2 protein-coding genes are annotated in these 21244 nt (G+C 70.7%); both read left to right on the forward strand.

Annotation, left to right across the window (positions count from 1 at the left end):
* Window positions 1-8553: a non-ribosomal peptide synthetase gene (locus BO221_RS12225; RefSeq protein ID WP_143195408.1), complete on the forward strand. Its 8553-nt coding sequence runs from the start codon at window positions 1-3 to the stop codon at window positions 8551-8553.
* Window positions 8546-21244 carry a hybrid non-ribosomal peptide synthetase/type I polyketide synthase gene (locus BO221_RS12230; RefSeq protein ID WP_073560595.1) on the forward strand — a complete coding sequence of 4233 codons (12699 nt, stop codon included), beginning with the start codon at window positions 8546-8548 and terminating at the stop codon, window positions 21242-21244. Before BO221_RS12225 ends, BO221_RS12230 begins: the two co-directional genes overlap by 8 nt.

Genomic DNA, 21244 nt, shown 5'->3' on the forward strand with positions numbered 1-21244 from the left:
ATGCGCCCCCCCCAGAGTGAGCCTGCGACCCTCGTGGATTTGGTGGAGGCGCGCGCCTCCGTAGCGCCGGATCAGCGGCTGTACACCTTCCTGGAGGACTCCGAGGGCGACGAGTCCACGATGACGTACGCGCAACTGGATTACCGTGCGCGGCTCATCGCGGCGGAGCTCCAGAAGGTGGCGAAGCCGGGGGACCGGGTGATGATGCTCTACCCGCCCGGGCTCGAGTACATCGCCGGGTTCTTCGGGTGCCTCTACGCGGGCATGGTGGCGGTGCCGGCCTACCCGCCGGATCCGATGCGGCTGGAGCGGACGCTGCCCCGGCTGCGCGCGATCATCCAGGACGCGCAGGCCTCGGTGGTGCTCACCGTGGCCTTCATCCACGGCATGGGCGAGTTCCTCTTCGAGCAGGCGCCGGATCTGCGCGCCCTGCACTGGATGGCCACGGACGACCTGCCCACGGAGGGACAGCCGGCGTGGAAGCGGCCGGACCCGCTGCTGCGCGAGTCGCTGGCCTTCCTCCAGTACACCTCGGGCTCCACGGGCACGCCCAAGGGGGTCATGCTCAGCCATGGCAACCTGTTGCATAACCTCGAGTGCATCAGCCGCGCCTTCGGGACGACCCAGGACTCGGTGGGCGTCATCTGGCTGCCGCCGTACCACGACATGGGGCTGATCGGCGGCATCCTCCAGCCGCTGTACCGGGGCTTCCCGGTGGCGCTGTTGTCGCCGTTGACGTTCCTCAAGCAGCCGCGCCGCTGGCTGCAGGCCGTCTCGCGCTTCGGCGCCACGGTGAGCGGTGGGCCCAACTTCGCCTACGACCTGGCCGTGCGGAAGATGACGCCGCAGGAGCGCGCGGAGCTGGACCTGAGCCGCTGGAAGGTGGCCTTCAGTGGCGCCGAGCCGGTGCGCACCGAGACGCTGGAGCGCTTCATGGAAGCCTTCGGGCCCCAGGGATTCAAGCGCGAGGCCATCTACCCCTGCTACGGCCTGGCCGAGGGCACGCTCATCGCCTCGGGTGGAGACGCCGCGAAGCCGCCGCTGGTGATGTCGCTGCGGGGCTCGGCGCTGGCGCGCAACGAGGTGGTGACGGCGGACTCGGCGGACTCGGACGCGCGGCTGATGGTGGGCTGCGGCCAGACGATGCCGGACCAGGAGCTGCTCATCGCTGACCTGGAGAACTCGCGGCGGTGCCCGCCGGGCCGGGTGGGTGAAATCTGGGTGCGCGGCCCGAGCGTCGCGCTGGGCTACTGGCAGCGGGACGAGGAGACGCGGCACACCTTCCACGGCCAGTTGAGCGACAGCGGCGAGGGCCCCTGGCTGCGCACGGGAGACCTGGGCTTCCTGCGCGAGGACGGGGAGCTGTTCGTCACCGGCCGGCTCAAGGACCTCATCATCATCCGCGGGCGCAACCACTACCCGCAGGACATCGAGATGACGGTGGAGCAGAGCCACCCGGCGCTGCGTCCGGGGTGCGGCGCGGCCTTCGCCCTGGACGTGGAGGGCGAGGAGCGGCTGGTGATGGTGCAGGAGGTGGACCCGCGCAAGCTGCCGGACCCGCCCGAGTCCCTGGTGGGCATCATCCGCCAGCGCGTGGCGGAGCTGCACGAGCTGCAACTGCACTCGGTGGTGCTCATCGAGCCGGGCTCCATTCCGAAGACGTCCAGCGGGAAGATCCAGCGCCGCGCCTGCCGCGCGAGCCTGCTCGGGGGCGAGCTGCGTCCGGTGCTGTCGTGGGAGGAGTCGGCGCAGGAGTCCGTGACGGCCCAGGCCGCGGCGGTGCCCGTGGTGGCGGACTCGGGCCCGGTGGCGGACGAGAACGTGGAGGCCTGGCTGCTGGAGCGGCTGCCCGCGCTGCTGCGGGTGCGCCGTGAGGAGGTGGACGCCTCGGTGCCCCTCACCCGCATGGGCCTGGACTCGATGGCCTCGGTGGAGATGACGGGGGAGATCGAGCGGGTGTTCGGCGTGAGCCTGCCCATGGAGGCCCTGCTCCAGGGCCCGAGCACGGCCGAGCTGGCGCGCCTCATCGTCGCCCGGCGCAAGGAGTCCTCCGCGCCGCGCATCACCATTGCCCGCCGGGCCTCGGGTGTGGAGCTGCCGCTGTCGTTCGCCCAGCAGCGGCTGTGGTTCCTGGACCAGCTCGAACCGGGCAACGCCTTCTACAACATCCCCACGGCGCTGCGGCTCGAGGGCACGCTGGACGTGGGGGCCCTGGAGCGGAGCTTCGCCACGCTCCTGAAGCGCCACGAGTCGCTGCGGACCACGGTGAGCACCGTTGATGGCCGGGCCTCCCAGGCCGTCGCCCCGGAGGCGAGCCTGCCCCTGCCGGTGGTGGACCTGTCCGGGCTGCCGGAGTCCGCTCGCCGAGAGGAGGCGCGCCGGCTCATCACCGAGGAGGCGCACAAGCCGTTCGACCTGGCGCGCGGGCCGCTGCTGCGCGTGACGCTGCTGAAGCTGGGCGAGCGCGAGCACCTGCTGCTGGCGACGATGCACCACATCCTCTCGGATGGCTGGTCCATGGGCGTGCTCGTGCGCGAGCTGGCCCAGGTGTACGAGGCCCTCCAGGCGGGCAGGGCCCCGGCGCTGCCGGAGCTGCCCATCCAGTACGCCGACTACGCGCTGTGGCTGCGCGGGTGGATGCAGGGTGAGGTGCTCGAGTCGCAGCTGTCCTGGTGGAGGAAGTACCTCGCGGGGGCGCCGCCGGTGCTGGAGCTGCCCACGGACAGGCCGCGCCCGGCGGTGCAGACGTACCGGGGCGCGAAGCTGCCGGTGCACCTGCCGCGCGAGCTGGCCGAGGGCCTCGAGGCACTGAGCCTGCACGAGGGCGTGACGCCCTTCATGGCCCTGCTGGCGGCCTTCAAGGTCCTGCTGCACCGCTGCTCGGGACAGAGCGACCTGACGGTGGGCACGCCCATCGCGGGCCGCGAGCGCCCGGAGACGCACGGGCTCATCGGCCTGTTCGTCAACACGCTGGTGCTGCGCACGAACCTGGAGGCCGAGCCCACCTTCCGCGAGCTGCTCCAGCGCGTGCGCGAGGGAGCGTTGGGGGCCTATGCCCACCAGGACGTCCCGTTCGAGAAGCTCGTGGACGAGCTCCAGCCGGTGCGCGACCTGAGCCGCACGCCGCTGTTCCAGGTGATGTTCGTGCTGCAGAACGCCCAGGGCGCGCTCCCGGCGATGCCCGGCTTGCGCCTGAGCACCGAGGACACGCACACGGGCACGGCGATGTTCGACCTGCACCTGTCCCTGTCCCGTGAGGAGCAGGGGCTGGCCGGCGCGTTCGAGTACAACACCGACCTCTTCGACGCCTCCACCATCACCCGGCTCGGGGTGTACCTGACGAACCTGGTGAAGGGCATCGTCGCCGACCCCGGCCAGCGCATCTCCCGGCTGCCGATGCTGCCCGAGGAAGAGCGCAAGCGCGTCCTGGTGGACTGGAACCAGACGGCGCTCCCGCGTCCCGCCGAGGCCCGCCTGCACCTGATGGTCGAGCAGCAGGTGGACCGCACGCCCGACGCGGTGGCCGTCACCTACGAGGGCCAGAGCCTCACCTACCGTCAGCTCGATCAGCGCGCCAACCAGCTCGCCCACCACCTGCTCTCGCTGGGCGTGGGGCCGGAGATTCCCGTCGGCGTCTGCACCGACCGCTCCATCGAGATGGTCGTGGCCCTGCTCGGCATCCTCAAGGCCGGTAGCGCGTACGTGCCCATCGATCCGAGCTATCCCCAGGATCGCCTCGCGTACATGCTCCAGGACTCCAACGTGCGCGTGCTGCTCACCCAGCAGCACCTCGTGGAGCGCCTGCCCGCCTCTTCGGCGGCGCGCGTGTGCCTGGATTCCCAGTGGAGCCAGATCGCGGCGCACGGCAACGCGCGGCCCCAGGTCCCGGTCCATGCCCAGGGCCTCGCGTACATCATCTACACCTCGGGCTCCACCGGCCGCCCCAAGGGCGCCATGAACTTCCACCAGGCCATCTGCAACCGCCTGCTCTGGATGCAGGAGGCCTATGGCCTCGGTGCCCAGGACTCCGTCCTGCAGAAGACCCCCTTCAGCTTCGACGTGTCCGTCTGGGAGTTCTTCTGGACGCTCATGACGGGTGCGCGCCTCGTCGTCGCGAAGCCCGGTGGCCACCAGGATGCCGCCTACCTCGTGGACCTCATCCAGCGCGAGCGCATCACCACGCTGCACTTCGTGCCCTCCATGCTCCAGGTGTTCCTGGAGCAGCCGGGCGTGGAGCAGTGCCGTGGCCTGAAGCGCGTCATCTGCAGTGGTGAGGCCCTCGCCGTGGAGCACGTGGAGCGCTTCCACTCCAAGCTGAAGGCCGGGCTGCACAACCTCTACGGCCCCACCGAGGCGGCCGTCGACGTGACGTTCTGGGAGTGCAAGCCGGGCGACAAGCGCCGCTCCATCCCCATCGGCCGCCCCGTCTCCAACACGCAGATGTACGTGCTGGATGGCCAGATGAACCCGGTGCCGGTGGGCGTGGCCGGTGAGCTGTACATCGGCGGCGTGCAGCCGGCCCGTGGCTACTGGAACCGGCCCGAGCTGACCGCCGAGAAGTTCGTCCCCGACCCGTACACCTCCGAGCCCGGCGCGCGCCTGTACCGCACCGGAGACCTCGCCCGGTTCCTGGCCGGCGGCGAAATCGAGTACCTCGGCCGCATCGACAACCAGGTGAAGGTGCGCGGCTTCCGCATCGAGCTGGGGGAGATCGAGTCCGCCCTGCTCCAGCACCCGGCCCTCAAGGAGGCCGTGGTAGTGGCCCGCGAGGACTCCCCGGGCGACAAGCGCCTCGTGGCGTACTTCGTGGCGGCCGGCCAGGAGCCCACGCGCGACGAGCTGCGTGCGCACCTCGGGAAACTGCTCCCCGAGTACATGGTGCCGATGGCCTTCGTGCCCCTGGCGGCCATGCCCCTGTCTCCCAACGGCAAGCTCGACCGCAAGCTGCTCCCCGCGCCGCAGTTCGCCCGGCCGGAGCGCGCCTACGTCACGCCGGAGACGCCCGAGGAGAAGGTACTCGCCACCCTCTTCGCCCAGGTGCTCGGCCTGGAGCAGGTGGGCGCCGAGGACAACTTCTTCGAGCTGGGCGGTGACTCCATCCGCAGCATCCCCGTCGTCGCCCGCGCCGGTCAGCAGGGGCTGCGCTTCAGCGTGGCGCAGCTCTTCCAGAACCCCACGCCGCGGGCACTGGCTCGCGCGCTGGGCCAGGAGACCGCGCGTCACGAGCAGACCCCGCGCACCTCGCCCTTCAGCCTCGTGTCCGAGCAGGACCGGCGCTTGCTGCCCGAGGGCCTCGAGGACGCCTTCCCCATGAGCTCGCTCCAGCTCGGCATGGTGTTCCACGCCGAGCTGAACCCGGAGAAGGCCGTCTACCTCAACGTCAACTACGTCCGGCTCAAGGGCCGCTTCGAGCGCGGAGCCATGGAGCAGGCGCTGGCGGACATCACCGCCCGGCACGCCATCCTCCGCACCAGCTACGCGCTGACCGGCTACTCCGAACCGTTCCAGCTCATCCACCGCGCCGCCCAGCTCCCGCTCACCGTGAAGGATCTGCGCGGCCAGGGCGCGGAGCAGCAGGAGTCCGTGCTCTCGGCCCACTACGCCGCCGAGCACCAGCAGCGCTTCGACCTGACGCGGCCTCCGCTGCTGCGCTGCACGGCGCACCTGCTCTCCGAGGACACCTTCGAGCTCGGGTGGACCGAGCACCACGTCATCGGCGACGGCTGGAGCATCAACTCCCTCATCGCCGAGCTGTTCGAGCACTACCTGGCGCACCTGGAGGGCAAGCCGCCCGCCGTGGCGCCTCTGCCGGAGCAATCCTTCCGCGACTTCATCGTCATGGAGCGCGAGGCCACGCGCGGCGAGGCCACCCGGGCCTTCTGGGCCGGCCAGGTGAAGGGGCTCGTCCCCGGCGCGCTCACGCGCTGGCCGCACCCCGCCGAGAACCGTCCCGCCTCGGCCTTCCACCAGCAGCGCGTCCGCATCTCCTCCGAGCTCTCCGAGTCGCTCAAGCAGGTGGCCCGCCGCGCGGGTGTCCCCATCAAGACGGTGCTGCTCGCCGCGCACCTCCGGGTGATGGGCCAGCTCGCCGCCCAGCGGGATGTCGTCACCGGCCTCGTGTGCAACGGGCGCCCGGAGACGGCGGACGGAGATCAGGTGAAGGGCCTGTTCCTCAACACCCTGCCCTTCCGGATGCAGTTGGCGCCGGGCCGCAGTTGGATGGAGCTCGTCCAGGAGACCTTCCGCCACGAGCGCGACCTGCTCCCGCACCGCCGCTTCCCGCTCAGCGAGGTGCAGCGCGCCGCGCCCGGCGTGCAGCTCTTCGAGACGATGTTCGACTTCACCCACTTCCACATGTACCGCAAGGTCATGGACCGGGGCGGGCTGGAGCTGCTCGGCTCGAGTGAGTTCGCCCGCACCAACTTCGCCCTCGCGGTGGAGGCGGGCCTCGACTTCGTCACCTCGGACGTGCGGGTGCAGCTCTACTACGACCCGAGCGACCTGCCGGATGCGCAGATGGAGGCGCTCGCGGGCCACTACGCCGCGGCGCTCGAGCAGCTCGCCCGCGACCCCTCGGCCCGCCACGACGCCCAGCCGCTCCTGCCGGAGGCCGAGCGCAAGCGCGTGCTGGTGGAGTGGAACCAGACGGCCCTGCCTCGTCCCTCCGAGGCCCGCCTGCACCTGATGGTGGAGCAGCAGGTGGACCGCACGCCGGATGCCCTCGCCGTCACGTACGAGGGCCAGAGCCTCACCTACCGGGAGCTCGACCAGCGCGCCAACCAGCTCGCCCACCACCTGCTCTCGCTGGGTGTGGGTCCCGAGGTCCCCGTCGGCGTCTGTACCGACCGCTCCATCGAGATGGTCGTGGCCCTGCTCGGCATCCTCAAGGCCGGTGGCGCCTACGTCCCGCTCGACCCGGGCTACCCGCAGGACCGCCTCGCGTACATGCTCCAGGACTCGAGCGTGCGCGTGCTGCTCACCCAGCAGCACCTCGTGGAGCGCCTGCCCGCCTCCGCCGCCACGCGCGTGTGCCTCGACTCTCAGTGGAGCCAGATCGCAGCCCACGGCGGTACCCGGCCCCAGGTCCCGGTCCACGCGCAGGGGCTCGCGTACATCATCTACACCTCGGGCTCCACGGGCCGTCCCAAGGGCGCGATGAACTTCCATCAGGCCATCTGCAACCGCCTGCTCTGGATGCAGGAGGCCTACGGCCTGGGGACGCAGGACTCGGTCCTGCAGAAGACGCCGTTCAGCTTCGACGTGTCCGTCTGGGAGTTCTTCTGGACCCTGATGACCGGCGCCCGCCTCGTCGTGGCGAAGCCCGGTGGGCATCAGGACCCGGGCTATCTCGTCGACCTCATCCAGCGTGAGCGCATCACCACGCTGCACTTCGTGCCCTCCATGCTCCAGGTCTTCATGGAGCAGCCGGGCGTGGAGCAGTGCCGTGGCCTGAAGCGCGTCATCTGCAGCGGCGAGGCGCTCGGAGCCGAGCTGGTGGAGCGCTTCCACGGCAAGCTGGGCGCGGAGCTGCACAACCTCTACGGCCCCACCGAGGCCGCCGTGGACGTGACGTACTTCCAGTGCAAGCCGGGCGACAAGCGCCGCTCCATCCCCATCGGCCGGCCCGTCTCCAACACGCAGATGTACGTGCTGGACGGCAACCTGCATCCGGTGCCCGTGGGTGTCGCGGGCGAGCTGTTCATCGGCGGCGTGCAGCCGGCCCGTGGCTACTGGAACCGGCCCGAGCTGACGGCCGAGAAGTTCATCCCCGACCCGTATACCTCCGAGCCCGGCGCGCGCCTGTACCGCACGGGTGACCTCGCCCGGTTCCTGCCGGACGGGGAGATCGAATACCTGGGCCGCATCGACAACCAGGTGAAGATCCGCGGCTTCCGCATCGAGCTGGGAGAGATCGAATCGGCCCTGCTGCAATACCCGGCTCTCCAGGAGGCCGTGGTCGTCGCCCGGGAGGATGTCCCGGGTGACAAGCGGCTGGTCGCCTACTACGTGGCAGCCGGGCAGGCACCCTCGCTGGAGGAGCTGCGCGCACACCTGGGCCAGCGGCTTCCCGAGCACATGGTGCCGTCGGCCTTCGTGCCCTTGGAGGTCATGCCGCTGTCCCCCAACGGCAAGCTGGACCGCAAGGCGCTGCCTGCACCGGAGGGACTGCGCCTCCAGTCCGATACGCCCTTCGTGGAGCCCCGGACCGAACTGGAGCGCAACCTCGCACGTCTATGGCAGGAGGTGCTGGGCGTGGAGAAGGTCGGTGTCAACGACAGATTCTTCGACGTCGGTGGCAACTCGCTCCTGCTCGTTCGGGCGCATGGCCGGCTGCGAGCCGAGCTGGGCCTTGAAATCACCCTGACCGAACTCTTCAAATACCCGTCCATCAGCGCGCTCGCGGCGTATCTCGCCGGACGCACGACCGAGCCAGACTTGCGACAGGGGAGTCAGGAGCGCGCTGATAATCGCAGGACGCTGCTCGAGCAGAGACGGCGAGTACGTAGAGCAGGCCGCGCCGAGCAGGCTACCGAGGAAACGCCGGATGAGTGATGACGCCGTGTCCGAGCAGTTCGAGACTATTGCCATCGTTGGCATGACGGGCCGCTTCCCCGGGGCCCGCGACCTGGAGACCTTCTGGCGCAATCTCTGTGAGGGCGTGGAGGCCCGCGCCTCCTTCTCCGACGAGGAGCTGGAGGCCGCTGGAGTGGACCCGGCCCTGCGTGCCCGGCCCGGCTACGTGCGAGCGGGCTTCCCGCTCGAGAGCCCCGAGCTCTTCGACGCGGGCTTCTTCGGCTTCAACCCGCGCGAGGCCGAGCTGCTCGACCCGCAGCACCGCCTCTTCCTGGAGTGCGCGTGGGAGGCGCTGGAGCGCGCCGGCTATGACGCCGAGCGCCACCGCGGCTCCATCGCCGTCTTCGCCAGCTCCAGCATCAGCAGCTACCTGCTCTACAACCTGATGTCGCAGCCGGACGTGGTGCGCTCCGCCGGGCCGTATGCCCTGCTGCTCGCCAACGACAAGGACTTCCTGGCCACGCGCGTCTCGCACAAGCTCAACCTGCGCGGGCCCAGCATCAGCGTGCAGACGGCCTGCTCCAGCTCCCTGGTGGCCGTCCACCTGGCCTGCCAGAGCCTGCTGTCCGGCGAGTCGGACATGGCCATGGCCGGGGGTGTCTCCATCGGCTTCCCCCAGCGCGCCGGCTACATGTTCCAGGAGGGCTCCATCCTCTCGCCCGACGGGCACTGCCGCGCCTTCGACGCCCAGGGCCAGGGCACCGTGGCGGGCTCGGGCGTGGGCATCGTCGTCCTCAAGCGCATGTCCGACGCGCTCAAGGACGGAGACTTCATCCACGCCGTCATCCGTGGCTCGGCCCTCAACAACGACGGCTCGGGCAAGGTGGGCTACACCGCGCCCAGCGTGGACGGACAGGCCGCCGCCATCTCCGAGGCGCTCGCCGTCGCCAACGTGAGCGCCAGCAGCATCCAGTACGTCGAGGCCCACGGCACCGGCACCCGCCTGGGTGACCCCATCGAGATCGCCGGCCTCACCCAGGCCTTCAAGGATCAGGACGCCGGCCCGGCCTCCTGCGCCATCGGCTCGGTGAAGACGAACATCGGCCACCTGGACGCGGCGGCCGGCGTCACGGGCCTCATCAAGGCAGCGCTCGCCCTGCAGCACCGGCAGATGCCGCCCAGCCTCCACTTCCGCGAGCCCAACCCCGGGCTCGGCCTGGAGCGCTCGCCCTTCTACGTCAACACCGCCCTGCGCGAGTGGCCCGCCAGCGAAGAGCCCCGGCGCGCCGGTGTGAGCTCCTTCGGCATCGGCGGCACCAACGCCCACGCCATCCTCGAGGAGGCGCCCCAGGTGGCGCGCACCCCGAGCGCCCGGCCCTGGCAGTTGCTGGTGCTCTCGGCCCGCTCGGCCAACGCGCTGGAGCAGGCCACCGGCCGGCTCGCGGAGCACCTGTCGCGCCACCCGGAGCTGGAGCTGGCCGATGTGGCCTTCACCCTCCAGGCGGGACGCCAGCGCTTCACCCACCGCCGCGCCGTGGTGTGCCGTGGCCTCGAGGACGCGCGGGCCGTGCTCTCCGGCCAGCACCCCCAGCGCCTGCTCACCCAGGTGCAGGAGGCCACCGAGCGCCCCGTCACCTTCCTCTTCCCGGGCCAGGGCTCGCAGCACGTGGGCATGGCGCGTGGCCTGTACGCCACCGAGTCCGTGTTCCGCCAGAACCTGGACGCCTGCTGCAAGAAGCTCCAGCCCCTGCTCGGCATGGATCTGCTGGAGCTCCTCCACGCGCCCGAGGAGCGCGCCGCCGAGGCCACCGAGCGGTTGCAGCAGACCGCGTACGCCCAGCCCGCCCTCTTCGCCATCGAGTACTCGCTGGCCCGGCAGTGGATGGCCCTCGGCGTCAAGCCGCAGGCCCTCATCGGCCACAGCCTCGGCGAGTACGTCGCGGCCTGCATTGCGGGTGTGCTGTCGCTGGATGATGCGCTCGCGCTGGTGGCGGCGCGCGGCAAGCTCATGCAGGCGTTGCCCGGCGGCACCATGCTGTCCGTGGCCCTGCCCGAGCAGCAGGTGCTGCCGCTGCTCGGCGAGCGCCTGTCTCTGGCCGCCGTCAACGCGCCCTCGCTGTGCGTCGTCTCCGGCCCCACGGACGCCATCGAGGCTCTGGAGGCCCGCCTCGCGCCCATGGGCGTGGAGCACCGCCGGCTGCGCACCTCGCATGCCTTCCACTCGGCGATGATGGACCCCATCCTCGCCACCTTCACCGATCGCGTGAAGCAGGTGCGGCTGTCCGCGCCGAAGATTCCCTTCATCTCCAACCTCACCGGCACGTGGATTACGGCCGAGCAGGCGACGGATCCGCGCTACTGGACCGAGCACCTGCGCCGGGCGGTGCGCTTCGGCGAGGGCGTCACCACGCTGCTGGCCTCGAAGGAGGCGCTGCTGCTCGAGGTGGGGCCCGGACAGGCGCTGGGCATGCTGGTGCGCCAGGCCGGACCGGCCGCGGTGGGCCGCACGGTGCTCTCCACGCTGCCGCGCGCGAAGGATGAGCAGACGGACAACGCCGCCTTCCTGGAGACGCTGGGCCGCCTGTGGCTCGCGGGTGTCCAGGTGGACTGGGCGAAGCTCCACGCGTCCGAGCGCCGGCAGCGGTTGCCGCTGCCCACCTACCCCTTCCAGCGCCAGCGCTACTTCATCGAGCAGCGCCGGATGCAGGGCGGCACCTGGACCGAGCCCACGCACGAGCGGGGCCAGGAGGACGCGCAGGTACAGCCGGCCGCGCCCGTGGCGAAGGCGTCCAACCGCCACCAGCGGCCGGACCTGGCCAACGCCTTCGAGGCGCCGCGCGGTGACACCGAGCGGGCCGTGGCCACGCTGTGGGAGGAGATGCTCGGCATCGAGGGCATCGGCATCCACGACAACTTCTTCGAGCTGGGTGGCCACTCGCTGCTGGCCACGCAGATCGCCTCGCGCCTGCGCACCCTCTTCCAGGCGGAAGTGCCGCTGCGCGAGCTGCTCGAGCACCCCACCGTCGCGGGGCTGGCCGCCAAGGTCGACGCCGCCCGTGGCACGGGCCAGGCTCGCCCGGCCGATGTCATGGCGCGCATCTCGCGCGAGGGCGAGCTGCCCGTCTCGTTCGCCCAGCAGCGGCTGTGGTTCCTCGATCAGCTCGAGCCCGGCAGCCCGCTCTACAACATCCCCTCGGCCATGCAGCTCGAGGGCGCGCTGGACGTGGCCGCGCTCGGGCGCGCCATGGCCGAGCTGGTGCGCCGTCACGAGTCTCTGCGCACCACCTTCGTGTCGCGCAACGGTGAGCCGGGCGCGGCCATCGTCCCCTCGCTGGAGCTGCCGCTCGAGCAGGTGGACCTGAGCGCGCTGCCCGAGGCGGAGCGTGGGGCGGAGACGCGCCGCCAGATTCAGCAGGAGGCGCTGCGGCCCTTCGACCTGTCCAGGGGCCCGCTGCTGCGCGCGAAGCTTCTGCGGCTGGCGGAGCGGGAGCACGTGCTCGTGCTCGTCATGCACCACATCGTCTCGGACGGTTGGTCCCTGGGTGTGCTGGTGCAGGAAGTGGCCGCGCTCTATGAGGCCTTCTCCCAGGGCAAGCCCTCGCCGCTGCCGGAGCTGGCGGTGCAGTACCTGGACTTCGCGGCCTGGCAGCGCGAGCACCTCCAGGGCCCGGCGCTCGAGCAGCAGCTGGCGTGGTGGTGCCAGCAGCTCGAGGGCGTGCCGCACATCCTGGAGCTGCCCACGGACAAGCCTCGGCCTCCGGCGCAGAGCTACCGGGGCTCCCACGTCACGCACCTGATGCCGCGTGAGCTGGCCGAGGCCGTCCGGACGCTCGGGCAGAAGGAGGGCGCCACGACCTTCATGGTGCTGCTGGCCGCCTTCCAGGCGCTGCTGCACCGCTACTCGGGACAGGAGGACTTCGCCGTGGGCTCGCCCATCGCGGGCCGCACCCGTCCCGAGAGCGAGGGCCTCATCGGCCTGTTCGTCAACACGCTGGTGCTGCGCGCGAAGCCGGCGGCCCACCTGAGCTTCCGCGAGCTGCTGGCCCAGGTGCGCGAGTCCACCCTGGGGGCCTTCGCCCACCAGGACCTGCCCTCCGACAAGCTGGTGGAGGCGCTGCGCCCCGAGCGTGACCTGAGCCGTCCCCCGCTCTTCCAGGTGCTGTTCGCCGTGCAGAACACGCCCATGCCCGAGCTGCACACGCCGGGCCTGGTGCTGCGCAACCTGGAGGTGGCGAACCAGACGTGCCAGTTCGACCTGCACCTGGAGGTCTACGAGACGTCCCAGGGCCTGAGCCTGCTGCTCATGTACAACACCGACCTGTACGAGCAGGAGACGGTGAAGCGGCTGCTGGGACACCTGCACACGCTCATGGTGGGGGCCATCGCCCGGCCCGAGCAGAGCATCGCCGAGCTGCCCCTGCTCACCACGCCGGAGCGCCAGCAGCTCCTGGGGGAGTGGAACGACAACCGCATTCCCTTCGCCTCCCGCGAGGCGACGCTCCCCGAGCTCTTCCGCGCCCAGGTGGAGCGCAGCCCGGACACCGAGGCCCTGTACTTCGAGGGCCACTCGGTCACCTACCGTGAGCTGGGACGTCGTACCCGTGCGCTCGCCCACCAACTGCGCCGCCTCGGCGTGGGGCCGGAGCAGCGCGTGGGCATCTGCATGGAGCGCTCGCTGGAGATGCCGCTGGCGCTCATGGCCATCCTGGAGGCGGGCGGCGCCTACGTCCCGTTGGATCCGCGCCTGCCCCCCGAGCGCCTCGCCTTCATCGTGGAGAACTCGGGCGTGTGCGCGGTGGTGGTGCAGCCGCACCTGACGCCCAACTGGACGAGCGTGCCCGTCGTCTCGCTGCCCGCGGGATGGACGCCGCCGAACGAGACGCTCGAGCCGCTGCCGCTCACCATCACCCCGGCCTCGCTGGCCTACGTCATCTACACCTCCGGCTCCACGGGCCAGCCCAAGGGCGTGCTCATGACGCACCGGGGTGTGACGAACTACCTGGCGTGGATGGAGCACAACCACGGCATTGGCGTGGGTGACGCCGTCCTCCAGTTCACCTCGTTCGCCTTCGACGTGTCCGTGTGGGAGTTCTTCGGTGCGCTCAGCGCTGGCGCGCGGCTGGTCATCCCCGCGCCCGGCGAGCACCAGGACGCGCGGCGGCTGGCGCAGATCATGCGCGAGCAGCGCATCACCCACCTCGAGACGGTGCCCACCATGCTCGAGGCGCTGCTGGAGCAGCCGGACTTCCTCGCGAGCACGCACCTGAAGCACGTCTTCTCCGGCGGCGAGGTCCTGCCGTGGCAGACGGCGGCCCGCTTCTACGCGCGGATGAACGGCACCACGCTGCACAACTGCTACGGGCCCACCGAGACCACGGTGGACACGCTGCACTGGCAGTGCCTGAAGGACGCACCGGAGCGGGCGCTGCCCATTGGCCGGCCGTTGAACAACCAGAGGGCGTACGTACTGGACCGGCTGTGGCAGCCGGTGCCGGTGGGCGTGCCCGGCGAGCTATTCATCGCCGGTGTGGCCCTGGCGCGCGGCTACCTGGGACAGCCGGCGCTGAGCGCGGAGCGGTTCCTCCCAGATGCCTTCCAGCCCGACGTGCCCGGCGCGCGCATGTACGCCACGGGTGACCGGGTGCGCTGGCGTCCCGAGGGCGTGCTCGAGTTCATCGACCGCCTGGACACGCAGGTGAAGCTGCGCGGCCTGCGCATCGAGCTGGGAGAGATCGAGTCCGTGCTGCGGCAGCAGCCCGGCGTACGCGAGGCGGCGGTGGTGGTGCGCGAGGACGCGCCCGGCCACAAGCGGCTGGTGGCGTACCTGGTGCCCGCGACGGGTGTGGCGGCTCCCTCGGTGGAGACGCTGCGCGAGGCGCTCTCGGGGCGGCTGCCCGAGTACATGGTGCCCTCGGCCTTCGTCGCGCTGGAGGCCCTGCCGCTCAACGCCAACGGCAAGGTGGACCGCAAGGCCCTGCCGGCCCCGGAGCCGCTCGCGGACGAGCGCGAGCACGTGGCGTCCCGCACGCCGGTGGAGGAGAAGCTGGCCGCCATCTGGTCCGAGGTGCTGCACGTGGAGCCCGTGGGCATCCACGACGACTTCTTCGAGCTGGGTGGGCACTCGCTGCTGGCCACGCAGGTCAGCTCGCGCATCGCCGCGCAGTTCGGCGTGGAGCTGCCGCTGCGCGAGCTGTTCCTCGCCCCCACGCTGGCGGACCTGGCCGAGCGGCTGGAGCTGGCCCTGCGCTCCGGACGCCGGGCCCTGCCTCCGCCCCTGCGCGCCCTGCCGCGCGGCGAGGAGCCACCGCTCTCCTTCGCCCAGCAGCGCCTGTGGTTCCTGGATCAGCTGGAGCCGGGCAGCCCGCTCTACAACATCGCCATGGCCGTGCGCATGGAGGGCACGGTCGACGTGCCCACGCTCGAGCGGAGCCTGGTGGAGCTGCTGCGCCGTCACGAGGCGCTGCGCACCGTCTTCCCCGCGAAGGGTGGCCAGCCGATGCAGGTCATCACCGGCGCGCCGGCCATGCCGCTGCGCCGCGTGGACCTGAAGCACCTGCCGGAAGCCGGACGCATGGACGAGGCGCGGCGGCAAGCGCTGGAAGAGGCCCAGCGGCCGTTCGACCTGGGCCAGGGGCCCCTGCTGCGCGCCACGCTGCTGGCCCTGGGCGAGCGCGAGCACGTGCTGCTGCTGACCATGCACCACATCGTCTCGGACGACTGGTCCATGGCGGTGCTCATCCAGGAAGCGGCGGTCATCTACGAGGCCTTCCTCGCGGGCCGGCCCTCGCCGCTGCCCGAGCCGGCGGTGCAGTACGTGGACTTCGCGGCCTGGCAGCGCGGCTGGCTCCAGGGCGACGTGCTCGAGCAGCAACTGGCCTGGTGGCGCGAGCAGCTCCAGGGCGCACCGCGCTCGTTGGAGCTGCCCACGGACAGGCCGCGGCCCGCCGTGCAGACCTCGCGCGGCGCGCACCAGACGGTGGTGATGCCCCGTGCGCTGATGGAGGCCGTCCAGGCGCTGAGCCAGCGCGAGGGCGCCACGCCGTACATGGTGCTGCTCTCGGCGTACCAGACGCTGCTGCACCGGCTGTCCGGTCAGTTGGACCTGAGCGTGGGAAGCCCCATCGCCGGCCGCAACCACGCCGAGGTGGAGCGGCTGGTGGGCTGCTTCGTCAACACGCTGGTGCTGCGCACCCGCCTGAAGCCGGAGCAGACGTTCCGCGAGCTGCTGGGACAGGTGCGTGAGGTGGTGCTGGAGGGCCTGGCCCACCAGGACGTGCCCTTCGAGCGGCTCGTGGAAGAGCTGCGTCCGGAGCGCGATCCGAGCCGCTCCCCGCTGTTCCAGGTGATGTTCGTGCTGCAGAACGTCCCCATGGCGGAGCTGGCGCTGCCGGGTCTGGCGATGAGCCCGCTGGAGGGCACGTTCGCCCCCACGGCCAAGTTCGACCTGACGCTCACCTTCACCGAGACGCCGCAGGGCCTGCACACCCTGCTCGAGTACAACACCGACCTGTTCGACCACGGCACCGCCACGCGGATCCTCCAGCAGATGCGCACGCTGCTCGAGGGAATCGTGGCCCACCCGGAGCAGCAGCTGCGTCACCTGCCGCTGCTCACCGAGGCCGATCGCCGCCAGCTCCTCGTGGACTGGAACGCCACCCGCGTGGACTACCCGCGCGATGCCAGCATTCCCGCCCTCTTCGAGGCCCAGGCCGAACGCACCCCGGACTCCATTGCCATCGAGTACCAGGGCCAGACGCTCACCTACCGGGAGCTGAACAAGCGCGCCAACCAGCTCGCCCACCACCTGCGTGCCTTTGGCGTCGGTCCCGAGTCTCGCGTCGGCCTGTGCCTGGAGCGCTCGCTCGAGCTCGTCGTCGGCATCCTCGGCATCCTCAAGGCCGGTGGCGCCTACGTCCCGCTCGACCCGTCCTATCCCGCCGATCGCTTGTCCTTCATGCTCCAGGACACGGGCGTGATGGTCATCGTCACCCAGGAAAAGCTGGCCGATGAGCTGCCCGCCCAGGGCGCGCTGTTCGTCTGCCTGGATGCCGATTGGGACCAGGTCTCCGTGCAGCCCGAGGACAACGTCGCCTCCGGTATCACCGCGGAGAACGTGGCCTACGTCATGTACACCTCCGGCTCCACCGGCCGGCCCAAGGGTGTCTGCGTGCCCCACCGCGCCGTGGTGCGCCTGGTGAAGGGCAGCTCCTTCATCGACCTGGGCCCCCAGGAGGTCTTCCTCCAGTTGGCGCCCATTTCCTTCGACGCCTCCACCCTGGAGCTGTGGGGCTCGCTGCTGCACGGCGCGAAGCTGGTGGTCTACCCCGCTGGCACGCCCTCGCTCGATGAGCTGGGCACCACGTTGGCGAGCTCCGGCATCAGCACGCTGTGGCTGACGGCGGCCCTCTTCGAGCAGATGCAGGCCACCCAGGCCCAATCGCTGCGCAGCGTGCGTCAGCTCCTCGCGGGCGGCGACGTGCTGCCCGTGGTGCGCGTGAAGGAGCGGCTCGCCCAGGGTGGGATCGTGGTCAACGGCTACGGCCCCACGGAGAACACCACCTTCACCTGCTGCTACCCCATGCGGGAGATCTCGCAGGTCGGCCACTCCGTCTCCATCGGCAAGCCCATCGCCAACACGCAGGTGTACCTGCTGGATGCGACGATGCAGCCGGTGCCCGTGGGCGTCATGGGCGAGCTGTACACGGGTGGCGACGGCCTCGCCGTCGGCTACCTCAACCAGCCCGAGCTGACGGCCGAGAAGTTCGTTCCGCATCCGTTCAGCACCGAGCCCGGTGCCCGCCTGTACCGCACGGGCGACCTCGCCCGTTACCTGCCGGACGGCCGCATCGAGTTCTTCGGCCGTCGCGATGCACAAGTGAAGGTGCGCGGCTTCCGCATCGAGCTGGGTGAAATCGAGACCGTGCTCACCCAACACGCCCAGGTGCGTGAGGCCGTGGTGGTGGTGCGCGAGGACGTGCCGGGCGACAAGCGCCTGGTGGCCTACGTCACCGCCAAGGACGACGCTCCGGACACCACGGCCCTGCGTGCCTGGATGAAGGAGCGGCTGCCCGAGTACATGGTGCCTCCGGCCTATGTCGTGCTGGAGACCCTCCCGCTCTCCCCCAACGGCAAGGTGGACCGCAAGGCCCTGCCCGCTCCGGATGGTGCTCGCTCGGATGAGGCCACCTTCGAGCCGCCGCGCACCGACACCGAGGTGAAGCTGGCCGAAATCTGGCGCTCGTTGCTGGGCCTGGAGCGCGTGGGCCTCAACGACGACTTCTTCGAGCTGGGTGGCCACTCGCTGCTCGCCACCCAGGTGGTGGTGCGCACCCGCGAGGCCTTCCAGACGGAGCTGGCCCTGCGCGAGCTGTTCGACTCGCCCACGCTGGCCGGACTGGCCACGCGCATCGACGCGTCGCGCGGGACGAGCCCCATGTCCCAGACCCCAGCGCTGCAGCGGGTCTCGCGCGAGGGGCAACTGCCTCTCTCGTTCGCCCAGCAGCGCATGTGGTTCCTCGAGCAGCTCCAGCCGGGCAGCGCCTTCTACAACATCCCCGTGATGGTGCGGATGGAGGGACAGCTCGACGTCGCGGCGCTGGAGCGGAGCTTCGAGGAGCTGGTCCAGCGCCACGAGTCCCTGCGCACCGTCTTCCGTGACGAGCAGGGCCAGCCCGTGCAGGTGATTACCCCCGAGGCCCGGCTGCCGCTGGCGGTGGTGGACTTGAGGGAGCTGCCCGCCTCCGAGCGCGAGGCCGAGGTCCGCCGGCAGGTGGAAGCCGAGGTCCGCCGCCCGTTCGACCTGATGCGTGGCCCGCTGCTACGGACCCTGCTGCTGCGCCAGGACGAGCAGCTCCACGTGCTGCTGCTGACCATGCACCACGTCGTCTCGGACGGTTGGTCCATGGGCGTGCTGGTGCGCGAGATGGCGGCGCTCTACGAGGCCCATGTCCAGGGCAAGCCCTCGTCCCTGCCGGAGCTGCCCGTGCAGTACGCGGACTACGCGGCCTGGCAGCGCGGCTGGCTCCAGGGCGAGGTCCTCACCCAGCAGCTCGACTACTGGCGCCAGCAGCTCACCGGGGCTCCGCAGGCCCTGACGCTGCCCACCGACAAGCTCCGCCCCACCCTGATGGCCTCCAACGGCGCCAGCCTGACGGCGCAGCTGCCCTTCGAGCTCTCCAAGGCCCTCGAGGCCCTGGGACACGAGGCGGGGGCCACGCCCTTCATGGTGCTGCTGGCGGCCTTCCAGGTGCTGCTCTCGCGCTACTCCGGGCAGGACGACATCAGCGTCGGCTCGCCCATCGCCGGCCGCGGCCGGCACGAGGTGGAGGGCCTCATCGGCTTCTTCGTCAACACCCTGGTGCTGCGCTCCAAGCTCTCGCCCACCCAGAGCTTCCGCGAGCTGCTCGCCCAGGTGAAGGAGACGACGCTGGGCGCCTATGCCCACCAGGACGTGCCCTTCGAGAAGCTCGTCGAGGAGCTGAAGCCCGAACGGGACCAGAGCCGCACGCCGCTCTTCCAGGTGATGTTCGCCCTGCAGAACGCGCCCCTGCCGGAGCTGAAGCTCCCCGGACTGAAGCTGCAGGCCGTCGAGCCCGAGAGCCAGACCTCGAAGTTCGACCTCACGCTGTCCGCCGGTGAGACGCCCGCGGGGTTCTCGCTGTGGCTGGAGTACAACACCAGCCTGTACGAGGCCTCCACGGCCCGGCGCATGCTCGAGCACCTGCGGGTGCTGCTGGAGGGCATCGTCGCCGCTCCCGGGCGGAAGCTCCAGGACCTGCCCCTGCTCGGCGAGGTGGAGCGCCAGCGGGTGCTGGTGGACTGGAACCAGACCCACACAGGCTACCCGCGCCAGCGGAGCATCCCCCAGCTCTTCGAGGAGCACGTCCGCCTCCGTCCCGAGGCGATTGCCCTGGAGTTCGGCGACACGCAGCTGACCTACGCCCAGCTCGACACCCGCACCAACCAGCTCGCCCACTTCCTGGCCTCCCAGGGCGTGCGCTCCGGCGACCTCGTGGGCATCTGCGCCGAGCGCTCCGCGGACCTCGTCATCGGCCTGCTCGGCATCCTCAAGGCCGGCGGCGCCTACGTTCCGCTCGACCCCTCGTACCCCCAGCAGCGTCTGGCCTTCATGCTGGAGGACACCCGGGCCCGTGTCGTGGTGACCCAGCGCCACCTCGTGCCGTCCCTGCCCCTGGGTGAGCGCGCCGTGGTCCGCCTCGATGAGGATCTGCACCTCATCCGTCAGCAGCCCACCTCACCGCTCTCCGTGTCCATCGACGCCGCACAGCCCTCGCACGTCATCTACACCTCGGGCTCCACGGGAAGGCCCAAGGGCGTGTGCATCTCCCACCAGGCCATCGTCAGGACGATGTGCAACACCAGCTACATCGAGGTGAAGGAGACCGACCGGGTGGGACAGGCGTCCAACGTCTCCTTCGACGCGGCCACCTTCGAGTTCTGGAGCGCGCTGCTCAATGGTGCCCGGCTGGTGGGCATCCCCCGGGACGTGGTCCTCGATGCCAGGGCGCTGGGCGAGCACCTGGAGCGCACCCGCATCAACGTGCTGCTCATCACCACGGCCCTCTTCAACCAGGTGGCCCGCGAGCGGCCCGAGTCCTTCTCCGGCCTGAAGCAGCTGCACTTCGGTGGCGAGGCCTCGGACCCCAAGTGGGTGCGAGAAGTGTTGAACAAGGGCGCCCCAGGCAGGCTGATGCACATGTACGGCCCCAGCGAGAGCACCACCTACGCCACCTGGTATCACGTGGAGCAGGTGGCGGAAGGCGCCACGGCCGTCCCCATCGGTGGGGCGCTGTCCAATACGACGCTCTATGTGCTCGACCGTCAGGGCAACCCGGTGCCCGTGGGTGTTCCCGGCGAGCTCTACATTGGCGGCGAGGGCCTGGCCCTGGGCTACCTGCACCGTCCCGAGCTGACGGCCGAGAAGTTCGTCCCCAACCCCTTCTCCCACCAGCCTGGAGAGCGGCTCTACCGCACGGGTGACGTCGTGCGGTGGCTGCCCGAGGGGTACCTGGAGTTCGTGGGCCGCGTGGACGCACAGGTGAAGATGCGCGGCTTCCGCATCGAGCTGGGCGAAGTCGAGTCCGCGCTCGCGGGCCATCCCGGTGTGGCCAATGCCGTGGTGCTGGTGCGCGAGGACTCCCCCGGCGACAAGCGCCTGGCGGGCTACGTGGTGGCGCGCGAGGGCCAGGGCCTCGAGGTGGGCGAGCTCAAGAGCTACCTCAAGGACAAGCTGCCGGACTACATGGTCCCGGCCGCGCTGGTGAAGCTCGACAAGCTGCCGCTCACCCCCAACGGCAAGGTGGACCGCAAGGCCCTGCCCGTACCGGACCAGGCGGAGACGCACCGGGAATACGTGGCCCCACGCAACGACACCGAGCGGCAGCTCGCGGAGCTCTGGGCCCAGGTGCTCGGGGTGGCCCGCGTGGGCATCCACGACAGCTTCTTCGACCTGGGCGGCCACTCGCTGCTGGCCACCCAGGCCCTCTCCCGCATCCGCTCCACCTTCCAGGTGGAGCTGCCCCTGCGGGACTTCTTCGGGGAGCCCACCGTCGCGAACATCGCGGTGAAGATCCTCAACGAGCAGGCTTCGCAGGTGGACACCGCGGAGCTGGAACGCATGATGGCCGAGCTCGAACAACTTTCTGGGGAAGAGGCGGAAGCACTCCTCTCGACCACCCAGCCCGACGATTCAACCAAGAAGGTCTCCTGA

Source organism: Archangium sp. Cb G35 (assembly GCF_001896145.1).
Lineage (GTDB): Bacteria > Myxococcota > Myxococcia > Myxococcales > Myxococcaceae > Archangium > Archangium violaceum.

What these genes read in the sequence shown, in the direction of transcription:
- BO221_RS12225 (WP_143195408.1), top strand. Translation starts at nt 1, where the DNA reads ATGCGCCCCCCCCAGAGTGAGCCTGCGACCCTCGTGGATTTGGTGGAG.
- BO221_RS12230 (WP_073560595.1), top strand. Translation starts at nt 8,546, where the DNA reads ATGAGTGATGACGCCGTGTCCGAGCAGTTCGAGACTATTGCCATCGTT.